26 protein-coding genes, 1 tRNA gene and 1 pseudogene are annotated in these 24,002 nt (G+C 72.0%); 11 read left to right on the top strand and 17 right to left on the bottom strand.

Translation table 11 applies throughout. From position 1 onward, the window contains the following. Nucleotides 1-22 precede the first annotated feature (22 nt). The 4 genes from BO39_RS10695 to BO39_RS10680 all read right to left on the bottom strand — a co-directional run bounded on the left by BO39_RS10695 (nt 23) and on the right by BO39_RS10680 (nt 4,489). Nucleotides 23-319 carry an AtpZ/AtpI family protein gene (locus BO39_RS10695; protein WP_156963640.1) on the bottom strand — a complete coding sequence of 99 codons (297 nt, stop codon included), beginning with the start codon at nt 317-319 and terminating at the stop codon, nt 23-25. Between the two features lie 135 nt (nt 320-454). After that, nucleotides 455-2,323, bottom strand: coding sequence for an ABC transporter ATP-binding protein (locus BO39_RS10690; protein WP_043832779.1), 1,869 nt, complete (start codon nt 2,321-2,323; stop codon nt 455-457). A 71-nt stretch (nt 2,324-2,394) separates the two neighbouring features. Next, complete coding sequence (locus BO39_RS10685) at nt 2,395-3,510, bottom strand: THUMP domain-containing class I SAM-dependent RNA methyltransferase (protein ID WP_043832777.1); 1,116 nt, start codon at nt 3,508-3,510, stop codon at nt 2,395-2,397. Nucleotides 3,511-3,910: 400 nt separating this feature from the next. Further along, nucleotides 3,911-4,489 carry a YqaA family protein gene (locus tag BO39_RS10680; protein WP_043832775.1) on the bottom strand — a complete coding sequence of 193 codons (579 nt, stop codon included), beginning with the start codon at nt 4,487-4,489 and terminating at the stop codon, nt 3,911-3,913. A gap of 143 nt (nt 4,490-4,632) precedes the next feature. Between BO39_RS10680 and BO39_RS10675 the strand changes: the two genes are divergently transcribed. The 4 genes from BO39_RS10675 to BO39_RS10660 all read left to right on the top strand — a co-directional run bounded on the left by BO39_RS10675 (nt 4,633) and on the right by BO39_RS10660 (nt 8,266). Next, nucleotides 4,633-5,625, top strand: coding sequence for a DUF2891 domain-containing protein (locus BO39_RS10675; protein ID WP_043832772.1), 993 nt, complete (start codon nt 4,633-4,635; stop codon nt 5,623-5,625). A gap of 87 nt (nt 5,626-5,712) precedes the next feature. Continuing rightward, nucleotides 5,713-6,504, top strand: a complete 792-nt coding sequence (locus tag BO39_RS10670; protein WP_052401913.1) for a lysophospholipid acyltransferase family protein — start codon at nt 5,713-5,715, stop codon at nt 6,502-6,504. Beyond that, nucleotides 6,501-7,259, top strand: coding sequence for a glycosyltransferase family 2 protein (locus BO39_RS10665; RefSeq protein ID WP_043832770.1), 759 nt, complete (start codon nt 6,501-6,503; stop codon nt 7,257-7,259). The genes BO39_RS10670 and BO39_RS10665 overlap by 4 nt, the downstream gene beginning before the upstream one ends. Further along, nucleotides 7,256-8,266: an asparaginase gene (locus BO39_RS10660; protein WP_052401912.1), complete on the top strand. Its 1,011-nt coding sequence runs from the start codon at nt 7,256-7,258 to the stop codon at nt 8,264-8,266. The genes BO39_RS10665 and BO39_RS10660 overlap by 4 nt, the downstream gene beginning before the upstream one ends. Nucleotides 8,267-8,495: 229 nt before the next feature. Here BO39_RS10660 and BO39_RS10655 read toward each other — a convergent pair whose 3' ends face one another. Next, a complete protein-coding gene (locus tag BO39_RS10655) occupies nt 8,496-9,278 on the bottom strand; it encodes an EcsC family protein (protein WP_245615092.1) in 783 nt (260 codons plus the stop codon). Between the two features lie 164 nt (nt 9,279-9,442). On the opposite strand from BO39_RS10655, the gene BO39_RS10650 reads away from it, so the two are divergent. Next, the gene (locus tag BO39_RS10650; protein ID WP_043832768.1) at nt 9,443-9,850 is read left to right on the top strand and encodes a hypothetical protein; all 408 of its coding nucleotides are present in this window, start codon (nt 9,443-9,445) and stop codon (nt 9,848-9,850) included. A gap of 93 nt (nt 9,851-9,943) precedes the next feature. Then, entirely contained in the window at nt 9,944-11,191 is a 1,248-nt protein-coding gene (locus tag BO39_RS10645) for a PepSY-associated TM helix domain-containing protein (protein ID WP_052401910.1), read from the top strand. A 13-nt stretch (nt 11,192-11,204) separates the two neighbouring features. On the opposite strand, the gene BO39_RS10640 is transcribed toward BO39_RS10645, so the two are convergent. From BO39_RS10640 to BO39_RS10615, 6 genes are all read right to left on the bottom strand, one after another. After that, nucleotides 11,205-12,194 carry a magnesium transporter CorA family protein gene (locus BO39_RS10640; protein ID WP_043832766.1) on the bottom strand — a complete coding sequence of 330 codons (990 nt, stop codon included), beginning with the start codon at nt 12,192-12,194 and terminating at the stop codon, nt 11,205-11,207. Between the two features lie 128 nt (nt 12,195-12,322). Then, nucleotides 12,323-13,030 (bottom strand): acireductone synthase, encoded by a 708-nt coding sequence (gene mtnC / locus BO39_RS10635; RefSeq protein ID WP_043832973.1) that lies wholly within the window; start codon nt 13,028-13,030, stop codon nt 12,323-12,325. 16 nt (nt 13,031-13,046) lie between these two features. Further along, nucleotides 13,047-13,586 carry a 1,2-dihydroxy-3-keto-5-methylthiopentene dioxygenase gene (locus tag BO39_RS10630; RefSeq protein ID WP_043832764.1) on the bottom strand — a complete coding sequence of 180 codons (540 nt, stop codon included), beginning with the start codon at nt 13,584-13,586 and terminating at the stop codon, nt 13,047-13,049. Continuing rightward, a complete protein-coding gene (locus BO39_RS10625) occupies nt 13,583-14,215 on the bottom strand; it encodes a methylthioribulose 1-phosphate dehydratase (RefSeq protein ID WP_043832762.1) in 633 nt (210 codons plus the stop codon). Before BO39_RS10625 ends, BO39_RS10630 begins: the two co-directional genes overlap by 4 nt. 84 nt (nt 14,216-14,299) lie before the next feature. After that, nucleotides 14,300-14,575, bottom strand: a complete 276-nt coding sequence (locus BO39_RS10620) for a twin-arginine translocase TatA/TatE family subunit (RefSeq protein WP_043832760.1) — start codon at nt 14,573-14,575, stop codon at nt 14,300-14,302. 224 nt (nt 14,576-14,799) lie between these two features. Further along, nucleotides 14,800-15,195: a hypothetical protein gene (locus BO39_RS10615; RefSeq protein WP_232480137.1), complete on the bottom strand. Its 396-nt coding sequence runs from the start codon at nt 15,193-15,195 to the stop codon at nt 14,800-14,802. A gap of 144 nt (nt 15,196-15,339) precedes the next feature. On the opposite strand from BO39_RS10615, the gene trxA reads away from it, so the two are divergent. From trxA to BO39_RS10600, 3 genes are read left to right on the top strand one after another with little or no spacing between them, the layout of a single operon-like run. Then, a complete protein-coding gene (gene trxA, locus BO39_RS10610) occupies nt 15,340-15,678 on the top strand; it encodes a thioredoxin TrxA (RefSeq protein ID WP_043832756.1) in 339 nt (112 codons plus the stop codon). A 16-nt stretch (nt 15,679-15,694) separates the two neighbouring features. Further along, a complete protein-coding gene (locus tag BO39_RS10605; RefSeq protein WP_043832753.1) occupies nt 15,695-16,840 on the top strand; it encodes a PQQ-dependent sugar dehydrogenase in 1,146 nt (381 codons plus the stop codon). Beyond that, nucleotides 16,837-17,331, top strand: coding sequence for a glutathione peroxidase (locus tag BO39_RS10600; RefSeq protein WP_043832751.1), 495 nt, complete (start codon nt 16,837-16,839; stop codon nt 17,329-17,331). Before BO39_RS10605 ends, BO39_RS10600 begins: the two co-directional genes overlap by 4 nt. A 296-nt stretch (nt 17,332-17,627) precedes the next feature. Here BO39_RS10600 and BO39_RS10595 read toward each other — a convergent pair whose 3' ends face one another. Then, nucleotides 17,628-18,371: an SDR family oxidoreductase gene (locus tag BO39_RS10595; protein WP_043832749.1), complete on the bottom strand. Its 744-nt coding sequence runs from the start codon at nt 18,369-18,371 to the stop codon at nt 17,628-17,630. A 106-nt stretch (nt 18,372-18,477) separates the two neighbouring features. After that, nucleotides 18,478-18,553: transfer RNA gene (locus BO39_RS10590), tRNA-Ala, on the bottom strand. A 163-nt stretch (nt 18,554-18,716) separates the two neighbouring features. Between BO39_RS10590 and BO39_RS10585 the strand changes: the two genes are divergently transcribed. Together BO39_RS10585 and folD are read left to right on the top strand one after the other, a co-directional pair. Then, the gene (locus BO39_RS10585) at nt 18,717-19,019 is read left to right on the top strand and encodes a YggT family protein (RefSeq protein ID WP_043832746.1); all 303 of its coding nucleotides are present in this window, start codon (nt 18,717-18,719) and stop codon (nt 19,017-19,019) included. A gap of 1 nt (nt 19,020) precedes the next feature. Next, a pseudogene (folD, locus tag BO39_RS10580) lies at nt 19,021-19,857 on the top strand (bifunctional methylenetetrahydrofolate dehydrogenase/methenyltetrahydrofolate cyclohydrolase FolD); the annotation flags it as partial. A gap of 353 nt (nt 19,858-20,210) precedes the next feature. Here the strand turns inward: folD and rfbA are convergent. Genes rfbA through rfbC form a run of 4 tightly spaced genes read right to left on the bottom strand, consistent with a single transcriptional unit; the run spans nt 20,211 to nt 23,784 of the window. Further along, a complete protein-coding gene (gene rfbA / locus BO39_RS10575) occupies nt 20,211-21,113 on the bottom strand; it encodes a glucose-1-phosphate thymidylyltransferase RfbA (RefSeq protein ID WP_052401908.1) in 903 nt (300 codons plus the stop codon). Then, nucleotides 21,110-22,012, bottom strand: coding sequence for a dTDP-4-dehydrorhamnose reductase (gene rfbD, locus BO39_RS10570; protein WP_043832744.1), 903 nt, complete (start codon nt 22,010-22,012; stop codon nt 21,110-21,112). The genes rfbA and rfbD overlap by 4 nt, the downstream gene beginning before the upstream one ends. After that, complete coding sequence (rfbB, locus tag BO39_RS10565; RefSeq protein ID WP_043832742.1) at nt 22,012-23,103, bottom strand: dTDP-glucose 4,6-dehydratase; 1,092 nt, start codon at nt 23,101-23,103, stop codon at nt 22,012-22,014. Before rfbB ends, rfbD begins: the two co-directional genes overlap by 1 nt. A 60-nt stretch (nt 23,104-23,163) precedes the next feature. Continuing rightward, a complete protein-coding gene (rfbC, locus tag BO39_RS10560) occupies nt 23,164-23,784 on the bottom strand; it encodes a dTDP-4-dehydrorhamnose 3,5-epimerase (protein ID WP_156963638.1) in 621 nt (206 codons plus the stop codon). Between the last annotated feature and the right edge of the window lie 218 nt (nt 23,785-24,002).

Below are 24,002 nucleotides of genomic sequence, written 5' to 3'. Positions count from 1 at the left end.
GTGTCGGTCCCTGCGTTACGGCTCAAGGCTTGGCGTTCGGTCGGGGCTTGAACAGCCGATAGACGTTCAGCACCCCCGCGGCGCCACCCACGAGGAAGAAGACAAGGAAGAGCCAGGGGAAGGTTCCGAGCCAGCGGTCGAGCAGGAAGCCCAGACCCGCGCCCGCGACCAGCGCCGCCACGACTTCGACCCCCGCGCGGAAGCCTATTCCCCACGGTCCCGTCGGCAGTCCCCCTTCCGCTTTCGCGGGGTTGGGGTCCAGGCCCTGCTTGGCCCTGGCCTGCCGAAGTCGGTCGTCGAAGCCGTCCCGGTGTTCCACCTTGCTCTCCCGAGGCATCCCCCCGGAAGGCAGGGGGTCCCTAAATTGCGGTCCATGTGGTGTCAAGCGCGTGCGGTGCGGCAAAGGCAACCCGACACCCCATCCTGCGCGGCGCACGGCCCCCGGCAAAGGGGTTCAGGCCCCGATGAAGCCGCCCGATTGCCGCGCCCAGAGCCGCGCATAGGCGCCGTTCCGGGCCAGGAGGGCGGCGTGCGAGCCGGTCTCCACCACCCGCCCGGCCTCCAGCACCACCAAGCGGTCGAGGCTCGCGATGGTGGAGAGGCGGTGGGCGATGGCGATCACCGTCTTCCCCTGCATAAGGGTGGCGAGCTGCTCCTGAATGGCCGCCTCCACCTCCGAATCGAGGGCGCTGGTCGCCTCGTCGAGCACAAGGATGGGAGCGTCCTTCAGCAGCACCCGCGCAATGGCCACCCGCTGGCGCTGCCCGCCTGAGAGCTTCACGCCCCGCTCCCCCGCATGGGCATCATAGCCCCGCCGACCCCGCCAGTCCGACAGCGCCTCGATGAACCCCGCCGCCTCTGCCCGCCGCGCCGCCTCCTCCACCTCCGCCATCGAGGCATCGGGCCGGCCGAAGCGGATGTTGTCGAGGATGGAGCGGTGCAGAAGCGCCGTGTCCTGCGTCACGAGCCCGATCGCACCCCGCAGGCTCTCCCCGGTCACGCCCGCGATGTCCTGGCCGTCGATCGTGATCCGCCCCGCCTCCGGGTGGAAGAAGCGAAGCAGAAGGTTCACCGCCGTGGTCTTGCCCGCCCCGGACTGCCCGACCAGCCCCACCCTCTCCCCCGGCGCCACGTCCAGTTCGAACCCATCGAGCACCGAGGCATCCCGCCGGCCATAGCCGAAGCGCACGCCCTCAAAGCGGATGGCGCCGCGGGTGACGCGCAGCGGGCGGGCCAGCGGCGGGTCCGGCTCGGTCGGCGGCACGGCGATGCTCCGCATGGCCTCCTGCACCACGCCGATATTCTCGAAGATGCCGGCCACGTTGAAGGCCACCCAGCCCGACATGTTGGCGATCTGCCAGGCCATGGGCAGCGCGGTCGCCACCGCCGCCACGGCCAGCCCGCCATGCGCCCAGAGCGCGATGGCCGTGCCCGCCATACCCACCAGCAGCACCGCGTTCAGCGTGGAGAGCAGCGCCGCGTTGGCCGTGACCATGCGGGACTGGCGCTGGAAGGTGTCGGTCAGGCCGCGCACGCCCTCCTGCACGAAGGCGTCCTCCCGCTCCGCCCGCGCGAAGAGCTTGATCGAGAGGATGTTGGTGTAGGCATCCACGATCCGCCCCGTCAGCAGGCTCCGCTGCTCGGAGGCGGCACGCGAGCGGTCGCGCATCCGGGGCACCACGAAGCGCAGCAGGGCCGCATAGGCCACGAACCAGACAAGGATGGGCATCGCCAGCCGCCAGTCCGCGCCGCCGAGCCAGAGCACCGCGCTCGATCCGTAGACGAGGATGTACCAGACGGCGGTCACCGCCTGGACCACCGATTCCCGCAGCGCCGGCCCCGCCTGCATCACCCGGTTCGCCACGCGCCCCGCGAAGTCCTCCTGGAAGAAGGCCCAGCCCTGGCGCGAGACCAGCCGGTGCGACTGCCAGCGGATGAGGCTGGTGAAGGCCGGGTTGATCCCCTGGTTGGTCACAAGGTTCTGCGCGAGGATCGCGGCGGGCCGCAGCACCAGCAGCACGACGCCCATGAGGAGAAGGCTGCCCCCCGCCTCCGCCCAGAGCTGCCCGGGCTCATGGGCGTTGAGCAGCGCCACCACCCGCCCGATGAAGACGGGGATGAGGCTGTCCAGCAGCGCCACCAGCATGCCCGTGGCGAAGAGCGCGACGACCAGCGCGCGGGCCTGGCGGGCGAAGTGCCAGTAGAAGCCGAGGAGGGTATCCGGCGGCGGCCCCTCCGGCACCGGCACGCCGAAGGCCCTGGCGGCCCGCTGCCCCGGCGGGGCGATCGGGTCGATGAAGGATTCGATGGCGCGGAAGGGCATGCGCGCGATGTGGGGTCGGACCGCAGGCCCTGCCACCGCCGCGCCGCGGAGGGTTCCGCCCCGCGGTCCCCTCAGGGCAGCGCTTCGGTCCGGAACAGCGAGACGCGCAACCCGCCATGCGGCACCGGCGCGCCCACCGGCAGGAAGGGCAGGCCCGTCGCATGGGCCAGCGCCGGCTCGGCCGCGACAATCCCCACGCGCCAGCCCGAGAAGCGGCTCCGCAGCGTCTGGCCGAAGGCGCGATAGAGGGCGGAGAGCTCTCCCCGGTCGCCGAGCCGGGTGCCGTAGGGCGGATTGGCGATCACCAGTCCCGGCGGCCCCTCCGGCGGCACGATCTCGCTGATCGTGGCCTGCCGGAACTCCGTGAAGTCGGTCACCCCCGCGCGCGCCGCGTTCGCCCGGCTCATCGCGACGGCGCCGGCATCCCGGTCGCTCCCGTGGAAGCGGGCCGGCGGGGTGCGGGCGCTCCGCACCTCTCGCATGCGCCCCCAGGCCTCGGGATCGAAACTCACCAGCCTTTCGAAGGCGAAGGAACGGGCTCGGCCGGGATTGAGCCGCGCCGCGATCTCGGCCGCCTCGATGACGAAGGTGCCGGAGCCGCACATCGGGTCCAGCACGGGCTCCGCGCCCCGGTAGCCACATCCGAGCAGGAAGAGCGAGGCCATGGTCTCGCGCATCGGCGCCGCGTTCACGGCCTCCTTGTAGCCGCGCTTGTGCAGGCTCGGGCCGGAGGTATCGACGCTGATGGTGCAGGTGTCGTGCTCGATCCGCGCGCGCACGAGAACCTCCGCCTCCGCCGATTCCGGGGCGCCCAGGGTCTCGCGGATGGCCGTCGCGATCCGCTCGGCCGCCGCGCCGGAGTGGTAGATGCGCGACGCCGCGCAGGTCGCCTCCACCCGGAACGGCGTGTCGGGCCGCAGCACCTCCGCCCAGGGCACCCGGCGCGCCCGCGCGTCGAGCTGGGCCAGATGGGTGACGCGGAAGCTGTCCAGCCGCGCCAGCACGCGCCCCGCGCCGCGGACCCAGAGATTGGCGCGCCACACCTCGGGCCAGCCGCCCCGGATGGTCACGCCGCCCGGCACGGCCCGCGGGTGGTTGAAACCCTTGCCGCGCACCTCCTCGAGCAGCAGGGCCTCAAGGCCCGGCGCGGTCGCGAGGAAGATCTCGAAGCTCTCGTCTCTCTTCATCCTGCCTGCGCAACCGGAGGTTAGGGTTTGCGGCGCCCTGCCCGCCGCGGAGAAAAGGAACGGGCCAGGAGACGCTGTCCGTCCCTCTTACGGCATTCGGCGCCGCTTGCGTCCCCGTGGCCGAGAAGGGCGCGGCGGCCCCGGAGAGGGCGCTGCCCTCTCCGAACCTCGCCCGCCAAGGGCCTGAGGCCCTTGGATCCCCGCTTGGCTGTCGCGGATGCGATGGTTGGGGCTGGTGCTCCTTCGGCGCTCTTCCTGCCCGTGCGGTCGCCTCGGGTCCACGACCCGGGACACACCCGCCGCAAAACCCTTCAAACCTGAAGAAAAAGATGATGGTTAGGGGTCCGGGGAGAGGAAGAATTCCTTCTTCCTCTCCCCGGAGTCACGAAGCGACGCCCCGTCAAACGAAGCGCAGCGCCAGGAACCCCCCGATGATCGCCAGCGCCGTCACCCCCGCGATGAGGTTCAGCCGCCGCTCGATGAATTCCCGCGCCGGCGGCCCGTAGCGGCGCAGCAGGAAGGCGAGGAGGAAGAAGCGCGCCCCGCGGGTGAGAATGCTGCACACGAAGAACACGAGCAGCGAGAAATGCGCCGCGCCTGAGGCGATGGTGACGATCTTGTAGGGGATCGGCGTCAGCCCCTTGATGAGGATGACCGCCGCGCCCCAGCGCTCGAACCAGCCCGTGAAGGTGGCCAGCGCGTCCGCGTGGCCGTAGGCCGAGAGGACCGGCATCGCCACCGCCTCAAAGAAGAAGGCGCCGATCGCGTAGCCGAGAAGACCGCCGAGCACCGAGGTGATCGTGCAGATCAGCGCGTAGTGATAGGCGCGCTCCGGCCGGGCGAGGCACATGGGGATGAGCATGGCGTCCGGCGGGATCGGAAAGACGCTGCTCTCCGCGAAGGAGACGACGCCCAGCAGCGTCGGCGCCCTGGGATGGGCGGAGAGGGCGATGATCCGGTCGTAGAGGGCGCGCAACATGCGCGGGGGCATCCCACGCGGCGCCGGCAGGGGCAAGGCGGAAACGCGCGGCGAGGCCACGGGGCGGGAACAGGGTCTCACCCCGTCTTGCGGCCCCGCGCGTCTCGGGAAAGAGTACTGTCCCATCGAGCGAGCGCCCGCCCCTGCCCCAATCCGCCGGTTCCCGCCTCAGCGAGGCCCTCTCCTCCCGCCTCGCCGCCATCGCGCTCGACCATGCCGAGCGGGAATACCCGCACAAGCCCGACCATGTGCTGGAAGGCCCGGCGGACGCCCGCACGCCCGCCGCCCTGCACCCCGCCTTCTTCGGCAGCTTCGACTGGCACTCCTGCGTCCACGCCCACTGGATGCTGGCCCGCCTTCTTCGCCGCTTCCCCGGCATGCCCCAGGCGCCGGCCATTCGCGCCCTGCTGCACCGCCGCCTGACGCCCGAAGCGGTGGCCGGGGAATGCGCCTATCTCGCCCGCCCCTCCGCCCGCGGCTTCGAGCGGCCCTATGGCTGGGGCTGGCTGCTGGCCCTGGCCGCCGAGCTGGCGCTGCACCCGGAGGAGCCCTGGGCGCGGCGCCTGGCGCCGCTGGCCGAGGCCTTCGCGAGGCGCTTCCGGGATTTCCTCCCGCTCGCCACCTATCCCGTCCGCACGGGCACGCACGGCAACACCGCCTTCGCCCTCCTTATGGCCGCGGACGTCATGGAGGCGGAGATCGCCCCCTTCGCGCGCCGCTTCTACGGGCCCGACCGCGACTGCCCCGCCTGGGGCGAGCCCGGGGGCGACGACTTCCTCTCGCCCACTCTGGTGGAGGCCGCGCTGATGGCCCGCCTGCTGCCGCCTGCCGAGTTCGGGCACTGGTTCGACGCCTTCCTTCCCCGCCTGGCCGAGGGGCAGCCCGCCACCCTCCTCACCCCCGCCACCGTCTCGGACCGCACGGACGGCAAGATCGCCCATCTGGACGGCCTGAACCTCTCCCGCGCCTGGTGCTGGCGCCGCCTCGCCGCCGCCCTGCCGGAGGGCGATGCGCGCCGCCCCGCCATGCTCGCCGCCGCCGCGGCCCATCTCGAGGCCGGGCTGCCGCACGTCGCCGGGCACTACATGGGCGAGCACTGGCTCGCGACTTTCGCCGTGCTGGCGCTGGAGGGCTAGGGCAGGCCCGCCCGCCCCATGTATCCTCCCGCGCAGCACGACCGGGGCCCAGGCGCCACCCCGGTCCGGAGACCAAGGGGGGAACGAGTGCGCGCGCCATCCTGCACCGCCTGCGAGCCCCCGCCCGCCCGCCTCGCGCCCCCCGAGCGTCAGGGCAGCCTGCGGGACGGCCTCGCCTTCTACGCCATGCTCGCGGTGCTCGGCGCGTGCTTCCTCGGATGGGGGCTGATTGCCTTTCCCCTCTCCTTCCTCCTCCCGCACCGCATCGGCCGGCCCCTCGGCCGGCGCGCCATCACCGTGGGCTTCCGCTGGCTGCTGCGCCTGATGGAGCGCGCGGGGATCGTGGAACTGGACCTCGAGGGGCTGGAGCCCCTTCGCAGTGCGCGCGGCCTCGTCGTCGCGCCGAACCACCTCTCGATGCTCGACGTGATGCTCGTCGTCTCCCGCCTGCCGGACACGGTCTGCATCATGAAGGCGGGGCTGGAGCGCAACCCGGCCCTCGGGGGCGGGCGCCTCGCGGGCTACATCCCGAACGGCGATCCCCGCCGGGTCTTCGCCCGCGCGACGGAGGCGCTGCGCTCGGGCGCCAACCTCCTCGTCTTCCCCGAGGGCACGCGCTCACCCGACGGCCTGATCGGCCCCTTCCACCCCGGCTTCGCCCTCATCGCCCGCCGCGCCCGGGCCCCGGTGCAGACGGTCCTCATCGAGAGCAACACCCGCTACCTCGGCAAGGGCTGGCCGCTCTGGCGCCGCCCGGCCTTCCCCCTCCGCTACCGCGCCCGCCTCGGTGAGCGCCTTCCTGTCGAGGGCCCCGCCGCGGAGTTCGCGGAGGCCCTTCGCCAGCGGCACGCCGACGCTCTCGGAACGAGGTCCCGTTGAGCAGCACCCACCTCGTCCTCATCCCCAGCTACAACACCGGGCCCAAGCTGGCCGAGACTGTCGCGGCCGCCCGCACCGCCTGGCCCGCCGTCTGGGTGGTGGTGGACGGCAGCACCGACGGCTCCGCCGCCCCGCTGCGCGCGATCGAGGACCCCGGCTTCCGCCTCATCGAACGCCCCGCGAACGGCGGCAAGGGCGCGGCCCTGCTCGACGCCCTGCAACGCGCGTCGGCCGAGGGCTTCACCCATGCCCTGACCATGGACGCCGACGGCCAGCACCCGGCGGACCGCATCGCCGACTTCATAGCCGCCTCCGCCGCGCGCCCGGAGGCCATGGTGCTCGGCACCCCCGTCTTCGGCCCCGAGGCGCCGCAGCTCCGCGTGCGCGGGCGGCGCGTCTCCAACTGGTGGGCGGGCCTGGAAACCCTCTGGTCCACCCCGGGCGGCGAGGCGATCGCGGATAGTCTCTTCGGCTTCCGCGTCTATCCCATCGCCCCGCTCCTCGCGATCATGGGCCGCACGCGCTGGATGCGCCGCTACGACTTCGACGCCGAGGCCGTGGTGCGCCTCGCCTGGGCCGGGGTGCCCGCCCTCAACATCCCCGCCCGGGTGCGCTACCTCGCCCCGGCCGAGGGCGGGAGTTCCCACTTCCGCTACGGCCGCGACAACCTGCTGCTCACCGGCATGCACACGCGGCTGATGACCGGCTTCCTCCTGCGCCTGCCGGCGCTGCTGCTCCGACGAGGCCGCTCATGACAAGCTTCAGCTCCCCTCCGGCCCCCTCCGCCCGCATCGAGCTCCGCCGCGGCGGCGTGACCGAGAGCGCCCACCAGGGCACCGCCGTCGTCGCCGATGCCACGGGGCGCCTCCTGCACGCCTGGGGCGACCCCGGCCTGCTCACCTTCCCCCGCTCCTCCCTCAAACCCTTCCAGGCTCTCTCCCTCGTGGAAAGCGGCGCCGCGGACGGGCTCGATTCCGCCCATCTCGCCCTCGCCTGCGCCTCCCACCGCGCCGAGCCCTTCCAGGTCGCCATGGTGGAGGCATGGCTCCGCCGCCTCGGCCGCCCCGAATCCGCCCTTGTCTGCGGCCCCGCCTTCCCGATGGACGAGGGAGACCTCGTCGATGCCGCCCGCGCCGGCGGCAAGCGGCGGGTCTTCCACAACTGCTCCGGCAAGCACTGCGGCTTCCTCGCCGCCGCCGCCGCCTTCGGCCAGCCCGGGGGCTACGAGCGGCCCGACCACCCCGCCCAGCGCCACTGGCTCGACGCTCTCTCGGACCTCATCGGCCGCGACGCCACCGCCCTGCCCCGCGGCACCGACGGCTGCGGCCTTCCCGCCCTGGCCATGACCATGACCGACGCCGCCCGCGCCGCCGCGCGCTACGCCGCCCTCGCCGTGTCCGACACCCGGCGCGAGGCCGCCATCCGCCGCCTGCTCGCAGCGCTCCGCGAGCACCCCGCCCACCTCTCCGGCCGCGGCCGCCCCACCGAGCGCATCGTCGCCGCCACGGAAGGCCGCGTGCTGCTGAAGGAGGGCGCGGAAGGCTTCGTCCTCGGTTTCGTGCCGGAACGAGGCCTCGGCATCGCCGTGAAGATCACCGACGGCGCCACGCGCGGAAAAATGGCGCTCTTCGCCACCGTCCTCGGCCGCCTGGGCCTTCTGCCCGCCGACCGGACCGCCGAATTGGCGCGCGCGGTGGAGGCGCCGGTGTTGGACAGCAACAACCATGTGGTGGGTGAGGTCGCAGCCCTGCCGCTGGCCTGAGCCTGTGACCCTGGAGAGGGCGCTGCCCTCTCCAGACCTCTCCAGCCAAGGGCCTGAAGCCCTTGGATCCCCCTTTGGCTGTCGCGGAACCTTCCTGAAAGGTCGGTCGCCTCGGGTCATCAACCCGAGGCGCACCGGCCGCCCAGTATCTCCAACTGAGAGAAAAAGATGAGTGGGGGTCTGGGGGAGAGAATTCCTTCTCTCCCCCGGAGCCACCCGCGCCGGCCAATCAGGCCGTATTTCCATCCCGCAGCGCGTCGTAGGCCGCGCGCACCCGATCCGCGCCATAGACTCGTTCCAGCCGACGCACGAGGAAGTGGGCCGCTGCCACGGACCGGAAATGTTCGAGGAAGGCGAGGTTGATCGCCGCCCCTGCCGCCGCCCCGATCACCGGCACCGCCTGGGCGGAGAGCTTCAGGCCGACCGTTCCCGTGAAGCGCGCCGCGATGGCGCCGAGGAAGCCAGGCACGAGGCCGGAGACGAGGCTGGTGGCGGCATTGGGCAGCATCTGGGCAAGGGCGATGCGGGCGGCGAAGTAGCCGGTCTCCGCGATGTCGTCCTCCGCGTTCGCGGGACTGCCGAGCGCGAAGACGGCCATGCATTCGGCGGCCGTCGAGGGCGTGCGCGGGTCCTCGCCGGCGGCGGCGGCCTCGGCCGCGATCTGGCGGAGGAGGACGGTGGTGGAGATCGGCAGCTCGGCCACGGTGCCGAGGAGGCCGAAGGCCCCGCCGGCAGCGCCGGTCGCGGCCGCGACACCCCGGTGGAACCAGGTGGTGTCGATGCCGAAGGGCGTGCGCCGCGGCTCGGTGCCGACGGCGGTGGACCAGGCTTTCTCCAGCGCCTTGCTGACGGCGGCGTCCACCTGCTCGCGGATATTCGTGGGCAGGCGGGCCTTCAGCGCCTCCACCGGCGTGCCAGCGATGGCGGCCAGCCGCGCGGCGACGGAGGGCCCCTCGAGCGTCGCCACGGCCTTGGCAAGGCCGAGCTGGGCGTCCTCGGGGAGGGTCAGCAAGGCGGGCAGCGTCCCGGACGGCGCATCGGAGGATGTGGTGCTCATAGGGCAACAAATGGCGCGCGGCGGGCCGGGTTGCATCGGCGGGGAACGGCCCGGCGCGTTGATCCGGCGCGGGCTTGGCCCTATCCCCCGGGGGAAACGAATCGGGAGCCTGGGCAGAGGTGGTGACGCTGGCGGTGCTGGGCGCGCTCGCGCTCCTGGGCGTGATCGGGGGATGGGCCTGGTGGAGCATCGCGGCGCGCCGCAAGGCCGTCGCGGCGCTGGTTCGCGAATGCCCGAGCCTGGAGGACCGGCTGGAGGGGCGCGACGCCACCCTCCTGTTCAGCGGGACCGAGGAGATGCTCGGCATCGCCTCCCGGCGCGTCACGAAGCTCATCCCCTACGCCGTCATTCGCAAATGGCGGACCGAGCCGGTCTACAACCGCGCGGACCGGCGCGTGGGCTGGAACTTTCTCATCGAGACGGCGGACCCGCGGGAGCCGCTCTGGACGGTCCGGCTGCGCTCGGGGCCCGGAACCTCGGTGTCGAACTTCTGGATGGCGAAGTTCGGCGCGCACCTCAACGGCTGAGGGGCGCAGGCCCTGCTTGCCACTGATACCAACTCGCATTAGCAACTCATCGGCCGGCGCGCCGTCGCCGCGCGGCCGATGAGAACCCTGCCCTTGCCCGATCCCTCCCCACGCCGCCTGCCGGGCCTCTCCCCGGTCCTGTTCCAGATCCACTGGTTCATTGGCATCACGGCCGGGATGGTGCTGATGGTGGTCGGCGTCACCGGCGCCCTCCTCTCCTACCAGGACGAGATCCTGCGCGCGCTGAACCCGGGCGTCCTTACCGTGGCGGCCCGCCCCGAGCCCACCCTGCCCCCGGCCGAGCTGATCCGCCGGATCGAGGCGGCGAGCGGCGGCCGCGTCGCCTCCCTCACCCTCGCCGCCGCGCCCGACCGGCCGGCGCGCGCCTTCCTCACCCCGCGCGAGGCGCCCGCGCCCGGCACCCGCCCGCGGCGCGAGCTGCGCCTCGCCGACCCGCGCGACGGCAGCCTCCTCGGCACGCCCGTCGGCGAGGGCTTCTTCCGCACCACGCGCGAGCTGCACCGCTGGCTGCTGGCGGGGGCAGAGGGCCGGATCGTCGTGGGCGTCTCCACCATCGCCCTCGTCGTCCTCTCCCTCACCGGACTCTATCTCCGCTGGCCTCGGCGGGTGCTGAGCTGGCGGGCCTGGTTCCGCATCGATCCGAAGCTCCGCGGCCGCGCCCTGCTCTGGCGGCTCCACGCCGTGATCGGCACCTGGGTGCTGCCGCTTTACGTGCTGGCGGGGCTGACAGGGCTCTTCTGGTCCTTCGACTGGTACCGCAGCGCCCTCTTCGACCTCACCGGTGCCCCCCGCCCCAATGCGGAAGCCGGTCCGCCGCGCGGCGAGGGCTCGCAAGGCCAGGGCGAGGGGCGCGCGCGGGGTGAGGGCCGCGCCGCCCGCCCGGCCGTCGATCTCGACGCCGCCTGGGCCGTCTTCCTGCGCGAGCGGCCGGACTACGCCACGGCCCAGCTCCGCCTTCCCAACCCCGGCCAGCCCCTCCGCATCACCTATGTCGAGGCGGAGGCGGCGCATGAGGACGCGCGCAGCAGCATCGCCATCAACGCCGCCGGCGAGGTAGTGGAGCACCGCCGCTACGCCGGGCAGCCCCTCGGCCACCGGCTGATTGGCAGCATGCTCGCGCTGCACAGCGGCTCCTATTTCGGGCCGCTGGGCACCGCGCTGATGATGGTCGCGAGCCTCGCCATGCCGCTCTTCGGCATCACCGGCTGGATCCTCTATCTCGGGCGCCGGCGGATGAAGGCGGCGCGCGCCGCGGCAGGGGGCCGCCGGCCGCGTCCCGCCGCCGAGGCCCCCGCGCCGCCCGAGGGCAGCCGGGCCTGACGCCAGGCTGGCCCTAGAGCCAGCCCTTGCGCTTGAAGTAGACCAGCGGCAGCAGCGCGCTCGCGACCATCAGCAGCAGGGCCCAGGGATAACCCAGCGCCCATTTCAGCTCGGGCATGTTGTCGAAGTTCATGCCGTAGATGCTGGCCACCAGCGTTGGCGGCATCAGCGCGACGGACGCGACCGTGAAGGTCTTGATGATCCCGTTCTGGTCCATGTTGATGATGCCCAGCACGGCATCGAGCAGGAACTGCGCCTTGCTGCTCATCGTGTTCGCGTATTCGGCGAGGGAGCGCACGTCGCGCACCAGGGTCTTGATCATCGCCTGGTTCTCCTTCCGTATCGCGCTCGACTTCTCGGCGCCCACGAAGGTGAGGATGCGGGTGAGGCCGAGGAGCGTGTCGCTTGCGCGGCTCGTCACCTCGCCGACCTGGCCGAGGGTAAGGAGGGCCTGTCGCAGGTCCACGTCGCGCTTGTTCGCCTTCACATGCATGTTGCGGGCGTTGCGGAAGGTCGTCTGGCTCGCGCGGTCCATCTCGCTCGCGGTGCGCTCGAGGATGTCGGCCAGCCGGTCCACGATCTGCTCAAAGATGTGGAGCATCACCCCGTCCGGCGTCCGCAGCAGCGGCAGCCCCTGCCGCTGGGCGCGCACCGCGAAGACCGAGAAGGCCTTCGGCGTCGCGTAGCGCACCGTGATCAGCGCGCTGGGGGCGAGGACGAAGGTGATGGGGGTCGAGCCGAACTCCCCCTCCTCCGCGCCGTAGAGAAAGGCGGCGGTCAGGAAGAGCACCTCGCCCTCCTTATAGAGCCGCGAGGAGCTCTCGATCTCCTGCATCTCCTCGCGCGTCGGCACCTCGATGTGAAGCGCGTCCTGCACCGCCCGCTCCTCCTCCGGAGTCGGATTGAGGAGGTCGATCCAGGTGGAGGCGGCGATCGACTCGGCCGTATCGAGGCCCCCGTGAACGGCGCAGGCGCCGCCGCGGAGGGAATAGGTGGTCATCATGCGCGGTGTCTCCCGGCGTCCGGGCGCAGGAATCGGGCGAAGAAGGAAGAGGCGGTCAGTGCCTTGGGGCCAACCCCTCTGGACCCGCGCGCGGCGGCCCGCAAGCGCGGCAACATGACAGCGTCGCCTTAGCCCGAGGGCGGGTCGTCCGGGGCGGGCAGGCCGAAACGGGTGGCGACTTCGGGGAAGGTGGCGCAGGCGGGATGCCGGCCGCTGGCCACCGTGCCATCGGCGGGGCGCACGAGCTGGCAGACGGCCAACCCGGCCGAGGCCGCCGCGTCCAGTTCTTCCGCCACGTCCGAGAGAAAGAGCATCTCCCCGGGTGGGAACCCGGCCGAGGCCGCGATGGCCGCGTAGGAGGCGGCCTCCCGCTTGGGGCCGGTGCGCGTGTCGTCGAAGCCCGAGAGAAGCGGCGTGAGGTCGCCCGCCTCGGTATGCGCGAAGAGCAGCCGCTGCGCCTCCACCGAGCCGGAGGAGTAGATCCGCAGCGCGATCCCCGCCCCCGCCCAGGCCCGCAGGCAGGGGGCGACATCCGGCCAGAGATGGCCGCGGAGCGCCCCCGACTCGAAGCCCTCGCGCCAGATCATCCCCTGCAGCGCCTTCAGCGGCGTCACCTTCTCGTCCCGCGCCATCCAGCCGCGCAGCGCCGACTCCGGCTCCTCGCCAGGGGCCAGGGCGCGCACCTCGTCGAGCAGGGCGGCGACCGCCGGCTCCCCCGCATGCGCGCGCAGGTAACCGCCCAGCGCCCTCTCCGCGAAGGGGAAGAGCGTATCCTTCACGAAGGCGATGGCGCTTGTCGTGCCCTCGATATCGAGGACGACCGCGCGGGGCGCCATGCTCAAGGGGTCGCGCTCAAGCGGTCGTGGCCGGAAAGCGCTCCGACATGTCGGTGCCGGTGTAGTGCGGCGTCCACCCGGTGGTGTCCGTGAAGATCCTCAGGGCCGTGACGTTGGGCGTGGGGCCGGCATCGAACCAGTGCTGCGTCTCGGCGGGCACGGAGATGAGGTCGCCGCGCGTGCAGTGGGCGTCGTAGACCTTGCCCCCGACATTAAGGATGAAGTTGCCCGCTCCCTCGTGGAAGAAGCGCACCTCGTCCTCGGTGTGGATGTGCTCGGCGAGGAACTTGGCGCGGATGGCGTCGGCCTGCGGGTGGTCGGCGGTCAGGCGGATCACGTCCGCCGTGCCCGCCTTCGTCTCGCCCATCAGGGCATCGAGGCGCGGCTTGTAGGCGGCCAGCACCGCCTCCGCCTCGGCGCCCGGCGGAAGGTCCGCGACCTCCCAGCGCTCGAAGCGCACGCCAATGGGCGCGAGAAGGGCGGCGATCTCCGCCGCGTCCTGCGTATCGGCCAGGATGGCCTTGGTCTCGGCGTCGTGGATGACGAGGCGGCTCATGGGTCGGAACCTCCCAGGCTGATGGCGGCCATCTTGCAGGCCAGCATGAACTCGAGTCCCTCCAGGCGCGCCAGGGCGGCGTCCATGTCGGGGCCCCATACATAAACACCGTGGCCGCGTATCAAATACCCGGGCACGACGGGGGCGGCCATGCGGGACCAACGGGCCTCGACCGCCGCCTGCAGGCGCGGGATGTCCTGGTCGTTGTCCAGCACGGGCACGGTGACGACGGCCGCATGGGTGTCGAGGCCCGGGAAGGCCTTCAGCAGCTCGTAGCCCTCCAGCCGGATCGTCTCGCCCGCCCGGCGGGAGAGGACGGTGTTGGCGACGGAGTGGCCGTGCACCACGGCACGCGCCTCCGGGAAGGCGCGGTAGACGCCGCAATGCAGCCCGGTCTCGGCGGAAGGCCGCAGCCCCGCCTGCTCCGGCGCGCCCTGGAGGTCCACGGCCATGACGGCCTCGGCCGTCAGATGAGCCTTGTGGAAGCCGGATCGGGTGATCGCCACCCGGCCGCCGGCCAGGCGAACCGAGATGTTGCCGGCCGTGGCCGGCACCCAGTTCCGCTCGGCCATGCGGCGGCCTGCCTCGACCACGGCCTGGACTGCCGCATCAGGGATAGGATCAGGCATCGCCCCTCCTCGCGCAGGCGGCCCAAACGACAGGCGCCGGCCCCCTGCGGGACCGGCGCGCCGTTCCGGGCCGAGAGGCCGGTGTCAGGCCCCCGGGGGGGTGCGCACCGTGCGGCCGGCATCCGTGGTGGCGGCGTGCACGCCCGCGCCATGCACGGTCGGCGGCGGCAGGTTGCCGCTCGGCGGCACCACGGTGCTGTCGGCCATGGAGGCGTCGGGCTCGTCCTCCTTGATGTTCTTCTTGAAGGACTTGATGCCCGTGGCGAGGTCCCCCATCAGCCCGCTGATCTTGCCGCTGCCGAAGAGCAGCAGCACGACCAGCAGCACGACGAGCCAGTGCCAGATGCTGAACGAACCCATTTTAAGCCCCGATATCCTTGCCTGGTTTGGCGGGCCCACGACCCGGTCCCCCACTCCCGGGTGAGACTAGGTCGGCGCCCCCCCGGGGTAAACCTGCCGGCCGCGCCGTCCAGGACCGCCCCTGAGAATGCGAAGGGGACATGGGCCATGCGCCGCGCGGACGCAATGGGGAGATGACGGCCGCGTCATCAAGGAGGGCGCGAGAAACCCTTCGCGAAGCGCGCCTACCCGCCGCGCCGCCGCCCTTTGGCCGGCACCTCCGGTACCGGCTCAGGCCCCACCATCCGCCGCACCACCGTCAGCAGCGCCGCCTTGGTCGGGAAGTCGAGGGAGCGGTAGGCCCGCAGCAGGGCCTCCTCGTCGCCCGCCAGAAGGCCGAGGCTGCCCTGTTCCTCCTCCAGCACCTCCGGCGGCGGCGCCACGTCCGGGTCCAGCCCGACAAGCCAGGAAACGGAGGTGCCGAGAACCTCCGCCAGCCGGACGAGGCGCGACCCGCGCGGCACGGCGGCCGTGCCGTCCCGCAGGCGCGGCAGCAGGTCGGGGGGAAGCCCCGCCTGACGGAAAGCCTCCTCGGGCGAGAGGTCCAGGCGTTCCAGCCGGGCCTCGATCAGCTCGACCATGGGTGGGGGCTCGTGCTCCATGCGGCATGAACGCGCGGGCGCCCGATGGGCTGACGGGGTCGCATCCCCTCCTTGACCCGGACCCCGCACATCCCGACCTTCGGGGGTGATCCCCCAGCGGGCCCCTTTCGGAAACGCAGCGCAATGAGCGAGAACACCAAGGCCGTCAGCGACGACAGCTTCAAGACCGACGTCCTCCAGGCCGACGGCCCCGTGCTCGTCGACTTCTGGGCGGAGTGGTGCGGCCCCTGCCGCACGGTCGGCCCGATCCTCGACGAGATCGGCCGCGACTACGCGGGCAAGCTGACCGTCGCCAAGGTCAATATCGACGAGAACCCGATGACGCCGAACGAGTACGCGGTGCGCGGCATCCCGACGATGATCCTCTTCAAGGACGGCAAGCCCGTGGACATGAAGGTCGGTGCCATGCCGCGCGGCCAGCTCCGCGATTGGGTGGACCAGGCGATCGGCGCCAAGGCCTGACCACGCGGTCCCGGCCGTGAGGCGCGCCGCGCGGCTCCTCGCTCTTCTCTCGGGTTTGGGTCTGGCGGCCTGCGCCGCCGACCCCGTCCGCGCCCAGGAGGTGGTCCGCAGCGAGCGCGGCGCCTTCCGCGTGGCCGCCTTCGCGACCGGCCTCGACCGCCCCTGGGGCGCCGCCTTCCTGCCGGACGGCCGGATGCTGGTGACGGAGCGCCCCGGCCGCCTGCGCCTCGTTGAGACAGACGGCACGGTGTCCGCCCCCCTCCCCGGCGTGCCGGAAGTGGTGGCGGCCGGCCAGGGCGGGCTGCTCGACGTGGCCCTCGCGCCCGACTTCGCTTCCACCCGGCAGCTCTACTTCTGCCTCGCCGGCGCGGCGCCGGGCGGCGTGCTCACCCGCCTCGCCACCGCCACCCTTTCCCCCGACTCCTCCCGCCTGGACGGCACGCGCACGCTGCTGGACGCGACACCCGCCCAGTCCTCCGGCCGCAACCACTACGGCTGCCGCATCGTCTTCGGTCGCGACGGAAAGCTCCTTCTGTCCACCGGAGATCGTTACGCCAACAAGTCCCGCGCCCAGGACCTAGCCGACCTCGCCGGCAAGGTTCTGCGCCTCGAGCGCGACGGGAGCCCCGCCGCCGGAAACCCCTTCGCAGGCCGCCACGGCGCCCGCGCCGAGATCTTCACCCTCGGCCACCGCAACCCCCAGGGCCTCGCGGTGAACCCCGCCACCGGCTCGATCATCGAGATCGAGTTCGGCGCCAGGGGCGGCGACGAGGTGAACCTCCTCCGCGCCGGCGCCAATTACGGCTGGCCGATCGTTTCCTACGGCACCGACTACGACGGCAGCCCCATCGGCACCGGCCGCGCCAGCGCCCCCGGCATCGAGGAACCCCTCCGGCACTGGACCCCCGCCGTCAGCCCCTCGGGCGGGAACTTCCTCACCGGGGACGCCTTCCCCGCCTGGCGCGGCAATCTCTTCCTCGCCGCCCTCAACCCGCCCGGCCTCGTGCGCCTCACCATGGACGGGGACCGCGTGGTGGCGGAGGAGCGCATGCTTTGGGGCCGCACCCGCTTCCGCCAGGTGCTGCCCGGCCCGGACGGCCTCCTCTACATCCTGACCGACGAGGATCGCGGCCGCATCCTCCGCCTGGAGCCCGCGAATTGAGCGAATCCCTTCTCGACCTCTCTGCCCGCCGCTCCGACGGCAGCGCCCTGCCCCTCGCCGATCTCCGCGGGAAGGTGTTGCTGGTGGTCAACACTGCCAGCCGCTGCGGCTTCACTCCTCAGTACGCAGGGCTGGAAGCCCTCCAGCGCCGCTACGCCGACCGGGGCTTCACCGTCCTCGCCTTCCCCTGCAATCAGTTCGCGAGCCAGGAGCCCGGCGACGACGCGGCGATCGCGAACTTCTGCAGCACGACCTACGACGTGACCTTCCCCATCCTGGCGAAAATCGAGGTGAACGGCACAGGCGCCGACCCGATCTTCCGCCACCTCAAGCAGGCCGCGCCCGGCGCCCTCGGGACCGAGGCGATCAAGTGGAACTTCACGAAGTTCCTCATCGGCCGCGACGGCCGCGTAGCCGGCCGTTACGCCCCCACTACCGCGCCGGAAAAGCTCTCGGCCGATATCGAGCGGCTGCTGGCGGAGCGGGGATAGCGCCCGCCGACGGCGGCCTCCCGCTGCGGCCGCCAGAGAGGGCTCCGCCCTCTTCGGCACCTCACCCGCCAAGGGCCTGAGGCCCTTGGATCCCCATCTGGCTGGCGCGGTTGCGGTGATCGGGGCAGTTCTGTTCCCTGGCGCCCTTCCTGCGCGTGCAGTCGCCTCGGGTCATTGACCCGAGGCGCACCGGCCGCAAAGTTTTCTCAAACTCGAAGAAAAAGATGATGGTGAGGGGTCTGGGGAGAGGAAGAATTCCTTCTTCCTCTCCCCAGGGGCCGCCAGAACCGGCAGCCTCAGAGCGTCCACCCCCCGTCGATCACCATGGCCTGTCCCGTGACGAAGGCGCTCTCGTCCGAGGCGAGGTAGACCGCCAGCGCCGCGATCTCCTCCGCGCTTCCCAGCCGCCCCACCGCCTGCCGCGCCACGAAGGCAGCGCGCGCCGCCTCCACGCCGCCGGCCGCCGCGGCATTGGCCGCGATGCGCTCGCCGAGGGAGGGGGTGTCGATCGTGCCCGGGCAGATGCAGTTCAGCCGCACGCCCTGGGCCACCACGTCCACCGCCGCCGCCTTGGTCATGCCCACGATGGCCGCCTTGGTGGCGCCGTAGACAAAACGGTTCGGCGCCGCCTTGGCCCATCCCGCGGCGCTCGCGATGTTGACCACCGCGCCCCGGCGCCGCTCCACCATCCCCGGCAGCGCCGCCGCCATTCCCTTCCAGGTGGCGCGGCAGTTCAGGGCGAAGGCCGCCTCCCACTCCGCGTCGGTGCAGGTCAGGGCGGTGTTCTGGTGCACGACGCCGGCGCAGTTCACCATCGCGTCCAACGGGCCGGCGCCCTGCACCGCCCCGATGAAGGCGGCGTCGTCCAGCACGTCCAGCACCGCCGTCTCGCAGCCCTCGAGCCCGGCGAGCTTGTCCGCGTCACGATCCGTCGCGAGAACCCGCGCGCCCTCCCGCGCGAAGGCGAGCGCGATGGCGCGGCCGATCCCCTGCCCCGCCGCGGTGACGAAGGCGCGCTTACCCGCGAGGCGACCTGCCATGAACCCGTTCCTTCCCGTGCTGGAAGGAGCTTGCCACGCACATCGCGCCCGCAACAGCCGCGCTGCAGGGTGATCGCCGCTCAGGTCATGGAGAGAAAGGAGGGGGTGGTGGAGCTGAGGGGAATCGAACCCCTGGCCTCGTCATTGCGAACGACGCGCTCTCCCAACTGAGCTACAGCCCCACACGTCCCACCGCACCAGGGTTGGGATCCGGTGCGTGAGGCGGGCTTATTCCCCGCCATCCCCGCGGCGTCAAGCGCTCTCGTGCCATTCCTGTCACCGCCCGGCTGGACGGGCCCCACGCCGGGCCATACACAGCGCCGGATTGGATTCGAGGACGGCGGGATGACAGCGATCTTCTGGCTGATCGATCAGGTGATCGGCCTCTATGTCTGGGTGCTGATCATTGCGGCGGTGTTCAGCATGCTGACCGCCTTCAACGTGCTCGACACTCGCAACCGCTTCGTTTGGTCGGTGGGCGACTTCCTCTGGCGGGTGACGGAGCCGGCGCTCCGGCCGATCCGCCGCTTCCTGCCCGACCTCGGCGGCGTGGACCTCTCGCCGCTCGTGCTCATCCTGCTCCTCCAGGCGCTGCGCATCTTCCTCAACGTCACCGTCTTCCCCGCCCTCTGGCGGCTGGGCGCCTGACGTGACGGCGCGGCTGCTCGACGGCAAGGCGATCGGGGCGGGGCTCCGCGCCGTCCTCGGAGAGCGCGTGGCCGAGCTCGGCTTCCGCCCCGGCCTCCGCGTCGTCCGCGTCGGCGACGACCCCGCCAGCGTCGTCTACGTCCGCAACAAGGACCGCGCGGCGAAGGAAGCCGGCTTCGACAGCGAGACCATCCTCCTGCCCGAGACGGTGGCCGAGGCCGAGCTGCTGGCCACCATCCGCCGCCTGAACGCGGACCCGGCCGTAGACGGCATCCTCGTCCAGCTCCCGCTTCCCAAGCACATCGACCCCCAGCGCGTGCTGGAGGCGGTGGACCCCGCCAAGGACGTGGACGGCTTCCACCCCGTCAACGCCGGCCGCCTGGCCGCGGGCCTGCCCGGCCTCGTGCCCTGCACCCCCAAGGGCGTCATGCACCTCCTCGCCGAAACGGGCATCGCCCTCTCCGGCGCCCGCGCGGTGGTACTCGGCCGCAGTGCCATCGTCGGCCGCCCCATGGCCGCCCTGCTCCTCGCGGCCGACGCGACCGTCACGGTCCTCCACTCCCGCTCCCGCGACGTCGCGGAGGAATGCCGCCGGGCCGAGATCCTCGTCGCCGCCGTCGGCCGCGAGGCCGTAGTGCGCGGCGATTGGATCGCCCCCGGCGCCGTGGTCATCGATGTCGGCATCAACCGCCGCGCCGACGGCAAGCTGGCCGGCGATGTGGAGTTCGAGGCCGCCCGGGAGCGCGCGGGCTGGATCACCCCCGTTCCCGGCGGCGTCGGGCCAATGACCATTGCCTGCCTGCTGGAAAACACCCTCGAAGCCGCCCTCGCCCGCCGCGGCGCGGCCGAACTGCAACCGAATGGCGGCGTCGCTGAGGAACATGCGACGCCCGAGGAATCCTACGGGCACGGACCGGGGTTGGCCTGAGCTTGTGACTCCGGGGAGAGGAAGAAAGAATTCTTCCTCTCCCCGGCCCCCTCTCCATCATCTTTTTCTTCAAGTTTGGATGTCTGGACGACAGGTGCGCCTCGGGTCATGGACCCGAGGCGACTGCACGCGCAGGAGAGGCACCGGGAAAGAGCCGGCTTTCAATCACCGCATCCGCGACAGCCAGATGGGGGTCCAGGGGCCTCAGGCCCTTGGCGGGTGAGGTCCGGAGAGGGCAGCGCCCTCTCCGGGGCCGCAGGCGCTCACCCCCGCGCCACCAGCCCTTCGAGATAGGCCCCGTACCCGCTCTTGCTCTGTTTCACAGCCAGCGCGCGGAGGGCGTCGTCGTCGATGAAGCCGCGGCGCCAGGCGACTTCCTCGGGCGCCGCCACCTTCGTGCCGGTACGTTTCTCGATAGCACGCACGTATTCGCCGGCTTCCAGCAGGCTGTCATGGGTGCCCGTGTCGAGCCAGGCGTAGCCGCGGCCGAGACGGATCACGCGGAGTGATCCCTCTTCCAGGTAGAGGCGGTTGAGGTCGGTAATCTCGAGTTCACCGCGCGGCGAGGGCTTGAGCGTGCGCGAGAGGGCCGGCGCGCGGCCGTCGTAGAAGTAGAGGCCCGTGACCGCCCAGTTGGAGCGTGGCTTGACAGGCTTTTCCTCCAGCGAGAGCGCGCGGAAGGCCTCGTCGAACTCCACCACGCCGTAGCGCTCCGGGTCTGCCACCCGATAGGCGAAGACAGAGGCGCCGTGGTCGTCTACCCGCGCCTCCGCGAGGCGGTCGTCCAGCTCGTAGCCGTGATAGATGTTGTCGCCGAGCACGAGGGCCGAGGGTGAGCCGGCGAGGAACTCCTCGCCGAGGATGAAGGCCTGGGCGAGGCCGTCGGGCCGCGGCTGCTCGGCATAGGTGATGCGGATCCCCCATTGCTCCCCGCTGCCGAGCAGCCGGCGGAACAGCGGCAGGTCGTGCGGCGTGGAGATCACCAGGATGTCCCGGATGTCCGCCAGCATGAGCACCGAGAGCGGGTAGTAGATCATCGGCTTGTCGTAGACCGGCAGGAGCTGCTTCGAGACGGCGATCGTCGCCGGGTAGAGCCGCGTGCCGCTGCCACCGGCGAGGAGGATGCCTTTCGTCGCCGTGGACGGGCCGGTCGGGTTGGCCGTCATGCCTGATCCTTCGTGATGGGCCCGATCAGCTCGTCGAGGCAGCGCGCGAGGGATTCGCGCCAGTCGGCGGGTCGGATGCCGTGCACCTGAAGGATGCGCCCGCAATTCAGGCGCCCATCGGGCGGCCGTCGGGCGGGCGTGGGGTATTCGGCCGTGGTGATCGCGGAAAGCCGCGGCACCTTCCGCCCGCGCGCGGCCGCACCCTCGAAGATCGCCTCGGCGAAGCCGTGCCAGGTGGTGTGGGGCGCGCCGGTGAGGTGGAAGACGCCGAAGCCCGCATCGCCCGCCGGCGCCGCGACCAGCCGGGGCAGCATCAGCGCGATGGCGGCCGCGAGGTCGGCGGCGAAGGTCGGGGCGCCCTTCTGGTCCGCCACCACCGAGACCGTCTCCCGCTCCTCGCCCAGGCGAAGCATCGTCTTCACGAAGTTCGACCCTTCCGGCCCGCAGAGCCAGGCGGTGCGGATGACGGCGGTGCGGGGATTGGCCGCCATCGCCGCGCGCTCCCCCGCGAGCTTGGAGGCACCATAGGTACCGAGCGGCGCGGGTTCGGCCTCCTCGTCGTAGGGCGCGCCGCCCTCGCCTGGGAAAACATAGTCCGTCGAGATGTGGAGGAAGGGCAGGTCGCGCCCGGCGCAGGCGGCGGCGAGCATCGCGGGGCCGATCGTGTTCACCGCGAAGGCGAGGTCGCGATCCTCCTCAGCGCGGTCCACCGCCGTATAGGCGGCGGCGTTGACCACGGCGTCCGGACTGTTGGCCTCGATCGCCCGCAGGATCGAGTCGCGCTCCGTCAGGTCGAGATCGGGCCGGCCGAGCGCGACCACCTCGTGGCCGTCGCGCGGCAGGCGCTCGATCAGCGCGGTCGCGAGCTGCCCGCGGCGCCCGGCGACGAGAACGCGCATCAGGCGGCGCCCCGGCCATTCCCTGGCACGGCTTCCGGCGAGGCCGGCAGCAGGCCGAGCCGCTCGCCGCGATAGACACCCTCCCGCAGCGGCCGCCACCAGGCCTCGTTCTCGAGATACCAGGCGACGGTGCGCGCGATCCCCTCCTCGAAGGTGACGGAGGATCGCCAGCCGAGCTCGCGCTCCGCCTTGGCGGGATCGATGGCGTAGCGCCGGTCGTGTCCGGGCCGGTCGGGCACGAAGGTGATGAGGTCGCGCCGCGGGCTGGCCGCGGGCCGCAGCCGGTCCAGCGTGTCGCAGATGGCGCGCACCACCTCCAGGTTCGTGCGCTCCGCCCGCCCGCCGATGTTGTAGGTCTCGCCCGGCACGCCGCGGGTCACGGCGGCGACGAGGGCGCGCACATGGTCCTCGACGAAAAGCCAGTCACGGATGTTGCCGCCGTCGCCATAGACAGGGAGCGGCAGCCCCTCCAGCGCGTTGAGGGTGACGAGCGGGATCAGCTTCTCCGGGAAGTGGTAGGGCCCGTAGTTGTTCGAGCAGTTCGTGACGATGGTCGGCAGCCCGTAGGTCTCGTGCCAGGCCCGCGCCAGGTGGTCCGACCCCGCCTTGCTCGCGGAATAGGGGGAGCGCGGGTCATAGGGCGTCGTCTCCGTGAAGGCGCCGGTCGGGCCGAGGGAGCCGAAGACCTCGTCGGTCGAGACATGGAGGAAGCGGAACGCCGCGCGCCGCTCTGCGCCGTAGCCCGCCAGCAGCTCCCGCGCCGCCTCCAGCAGCACGAAGGTGCCCATCACGTTCGTCTGCACGAAGGGCGCGGCGGAGGCGATGGAGCGGTCCACGTGGCTCTCGGCCGCCAGATGCATGACGGCATCGGGCGCGTAGTCCGCGAAGGCCGCGCGCATCGCCGCGGCGTCGAGGATGTCGGCGCGGAGCAGCGCGAATCCGGGCCGCCCCTCGCAGGCCGCGACCGTGCGTGGGTCGCCGGCATAGGTGAGCTTGTCCACCACCAGCACCTCGTGGCCGAGGTCGAGCACGAGGTGACGGACAAGGGCCGAGCCGATGAAGCCGGCGCCGCCGGTGACGATCACGCGCATGATGGGGGTCTCGGACCTTGTCGGAAGGCAGGCAGGGGCCTTCTGTCAGGGAACCTTGTGTCAGAAGAGGGGCGGAAGGTCACGCAGCCGGGGGTGGTTCCTGTCCTTGGCGGAGAGGATCGGGCCGCCCGGCAGCTCGGGCCAGGGCAGGCCAAGGTCCGGATCGTCCCAGGCGATGCCGCGGTCGCATTCCGGCGCGTAGAGGTCGCTCACCTTGTAGGCGACCTCCGTATCGGGCGCGAGGGTGACGAAGCCATGGGCGAAGCCGGCGGGGATGTAGAGCTGCTCGGCCCCGTCCGCCGTCAGGTGGCAGGCGACGTGGCGCCCGAAGCCCGGGGAGTCGCGTCGGATATCCACGGCGACATCGAGCACAGCGCCGCGCACCACCCGCACGAGCTTCGCCTGGGCGTGAGGCGGCGTCTGGAAATGCAGGCCGCGCAGCGTGCCGACCCGGGCCGACAGGGATTGATTGTCCTGCACGAAGCGCGCGTCCACCCCCACCGCGCGGAAGTCCCGCTCGCTATAGGTCTCCATGAAGTAGCCGCGCAGATCCCCGATTCGCCGGAGGCCGAGCAGCAGCGGCCCCTCGATCCCGAGCGGCAAGGCAGTCACGTTGCCGCTGGTGCGCGGCTCCCCCGCGGCGAGGCGCTGGAGGTCGACCGGCGGAAAGATGACGGACATCGAAGGGCCCCGGGGAAACGGCCGACTGGTTAACACATGTTGGCAGCGCGCCAAGAGAGCAGCGAGGGCACAGCGCGCCGCCTTTCGTGCCCCGCGCCAGCGCGAGGGGGCGGCCCGGGCCACGACGCTGCCAGATGTTGCGTAAGGAACACGCCGAACCGAAGCAGATCGTTAACCTTTGGCCTCTTAATGTTCCGGTGGAGCAGCGAAGGCGCGCG

The organism is Roseomonas aerilata DSM 19363 (assembly GCF_000711725.1).
Lineage (GTDB): Bacteria > Pseudomonadota > Alphaproteobacteria > Acetobacterales > Acetobacteraceae > Roseomonas > Roseomonas aerilata.
This window is presented reverse-complemented; position numbering and strand designations above follow the sequence as displayed.

Bases quoted from the DNA above. Each gene is read 5' to 3' on its own strand.
- BO39_RS10690 (WP_043832779.1), bottom strand. From the start codon at position 2,323: ATGCCCTTCCGCGCCATCGAATCCTTCATCGACCCGATCGCCCCGCCG.
- BO39_RS10685 (WP_043832777.1), bottom strand. From the start codon at position 3,510: ATGAAGAGAGACGAGAGCTTCGAGATCTTCCTCGCGACCGCGCCGGGC.
- BO39_RS10680 (WP_043832775.1), bottom strand. From the start codon at position 4,489: ATGTTGCGCGCCCTCTACGACCGGATCATCGCCCTCTCCGCCCATCCC.
- BO39_RS10660 (WP_052401912.1), top strand. From the start codon at position 7,256: ATGACAAGCTTCAGCTCCCCTCCGGCCCCCTCCGCCCGCATCGAGCTC.
- BO39_RS10640 (WP_043832766.1), bottom strand. From the start codon at position 12,194: ATGATGACCACCTATTCCCTCCGCGGCGGCGCCTGCGCCGTTCACGGG.
- mtnC (WP_043832973.1), bottom strand. From the start codon at position 13,030: ATGGCGCCCCGCGCGGTCGTCCTCGATATCGAGGGCACGACAAGCGCC.
- BO39_RS10630 (WP_043832764.1), bottom strand. From the start codon at position 13,586: ATGAGCCGCCTCGTCATCCACGACGCCGAGACCAAGGCCATCCTGGCC.
- BO39_RS10625 (WP_043832762.1), bottom strand. From the start codon at position 14,215: ATGCCTGATCCTATCCCTGATGCGGCAGTCCAGGCCGTGGTCGAGGCA.
- BO39_RS10620 (WP_043832760.1), bottom strand. From the start codon at position 14,575: ATGGGTTCGTTCAGCATCTGGCACTGGCTCGTCGTGCTGCTGGTCGTG.
- BO39_RS10615 (WP_232480137.1), bottom strand. From the start codon at position 15,195: ATGGTCGAGCTGATCGAGGCCCGGCTGGAACGCCTGGACCTCTCGCCC.
- trxA (WP_043832756.1), top strand. From the start codon at position 15,340: ATGAGCGAGAACACCAAGGCCGTCAGCGACGACAGCTTCAAGACCGAC.
- BO39_RS10595 (WP_043832749.1), bottom strand. From the start codon at position 18,371: ATGGCAGGTCGCCTCGCGGGTAAGCGCGCCTTCGTCACCGCGGCGGGG.
- BO39_RS10585 (WP_043832746.1), top strand. From the start codon at position 18,717: ATGACAGCGATCTTCTGGCTGATCGATCAGGTGATCGGCCTCTATGTC.
- rfbA (WP_052401908.1), bottom strand. From the start codon at position 21,113: ATGACGGCCAACCCGACCGGCCCGTCCACGGCGACGAAAGGCATCCTC.
- rfbD (WP_043832744.1), bottom strand. From the start codon at position 22,012: ATGCGCGTTCTCGTCGCCGGGCGCCGCGGGCAGCTCGCGACCGCGCTG.
- rfbB (WP_043832742.1), bottom strand. From the start codon at position 23,103: ATGCGCGTGATCGTCACCGGCGGCGCCGGCTTCATCGGCTCGGCCCTT.
- rfbC (WP_156963638.1), bottom strand. From the start codon at position 23,784: ATGTCCGTCATCTTTCCGCCGGTCGACCTCCAGCGCCTCGCCGCGGGG.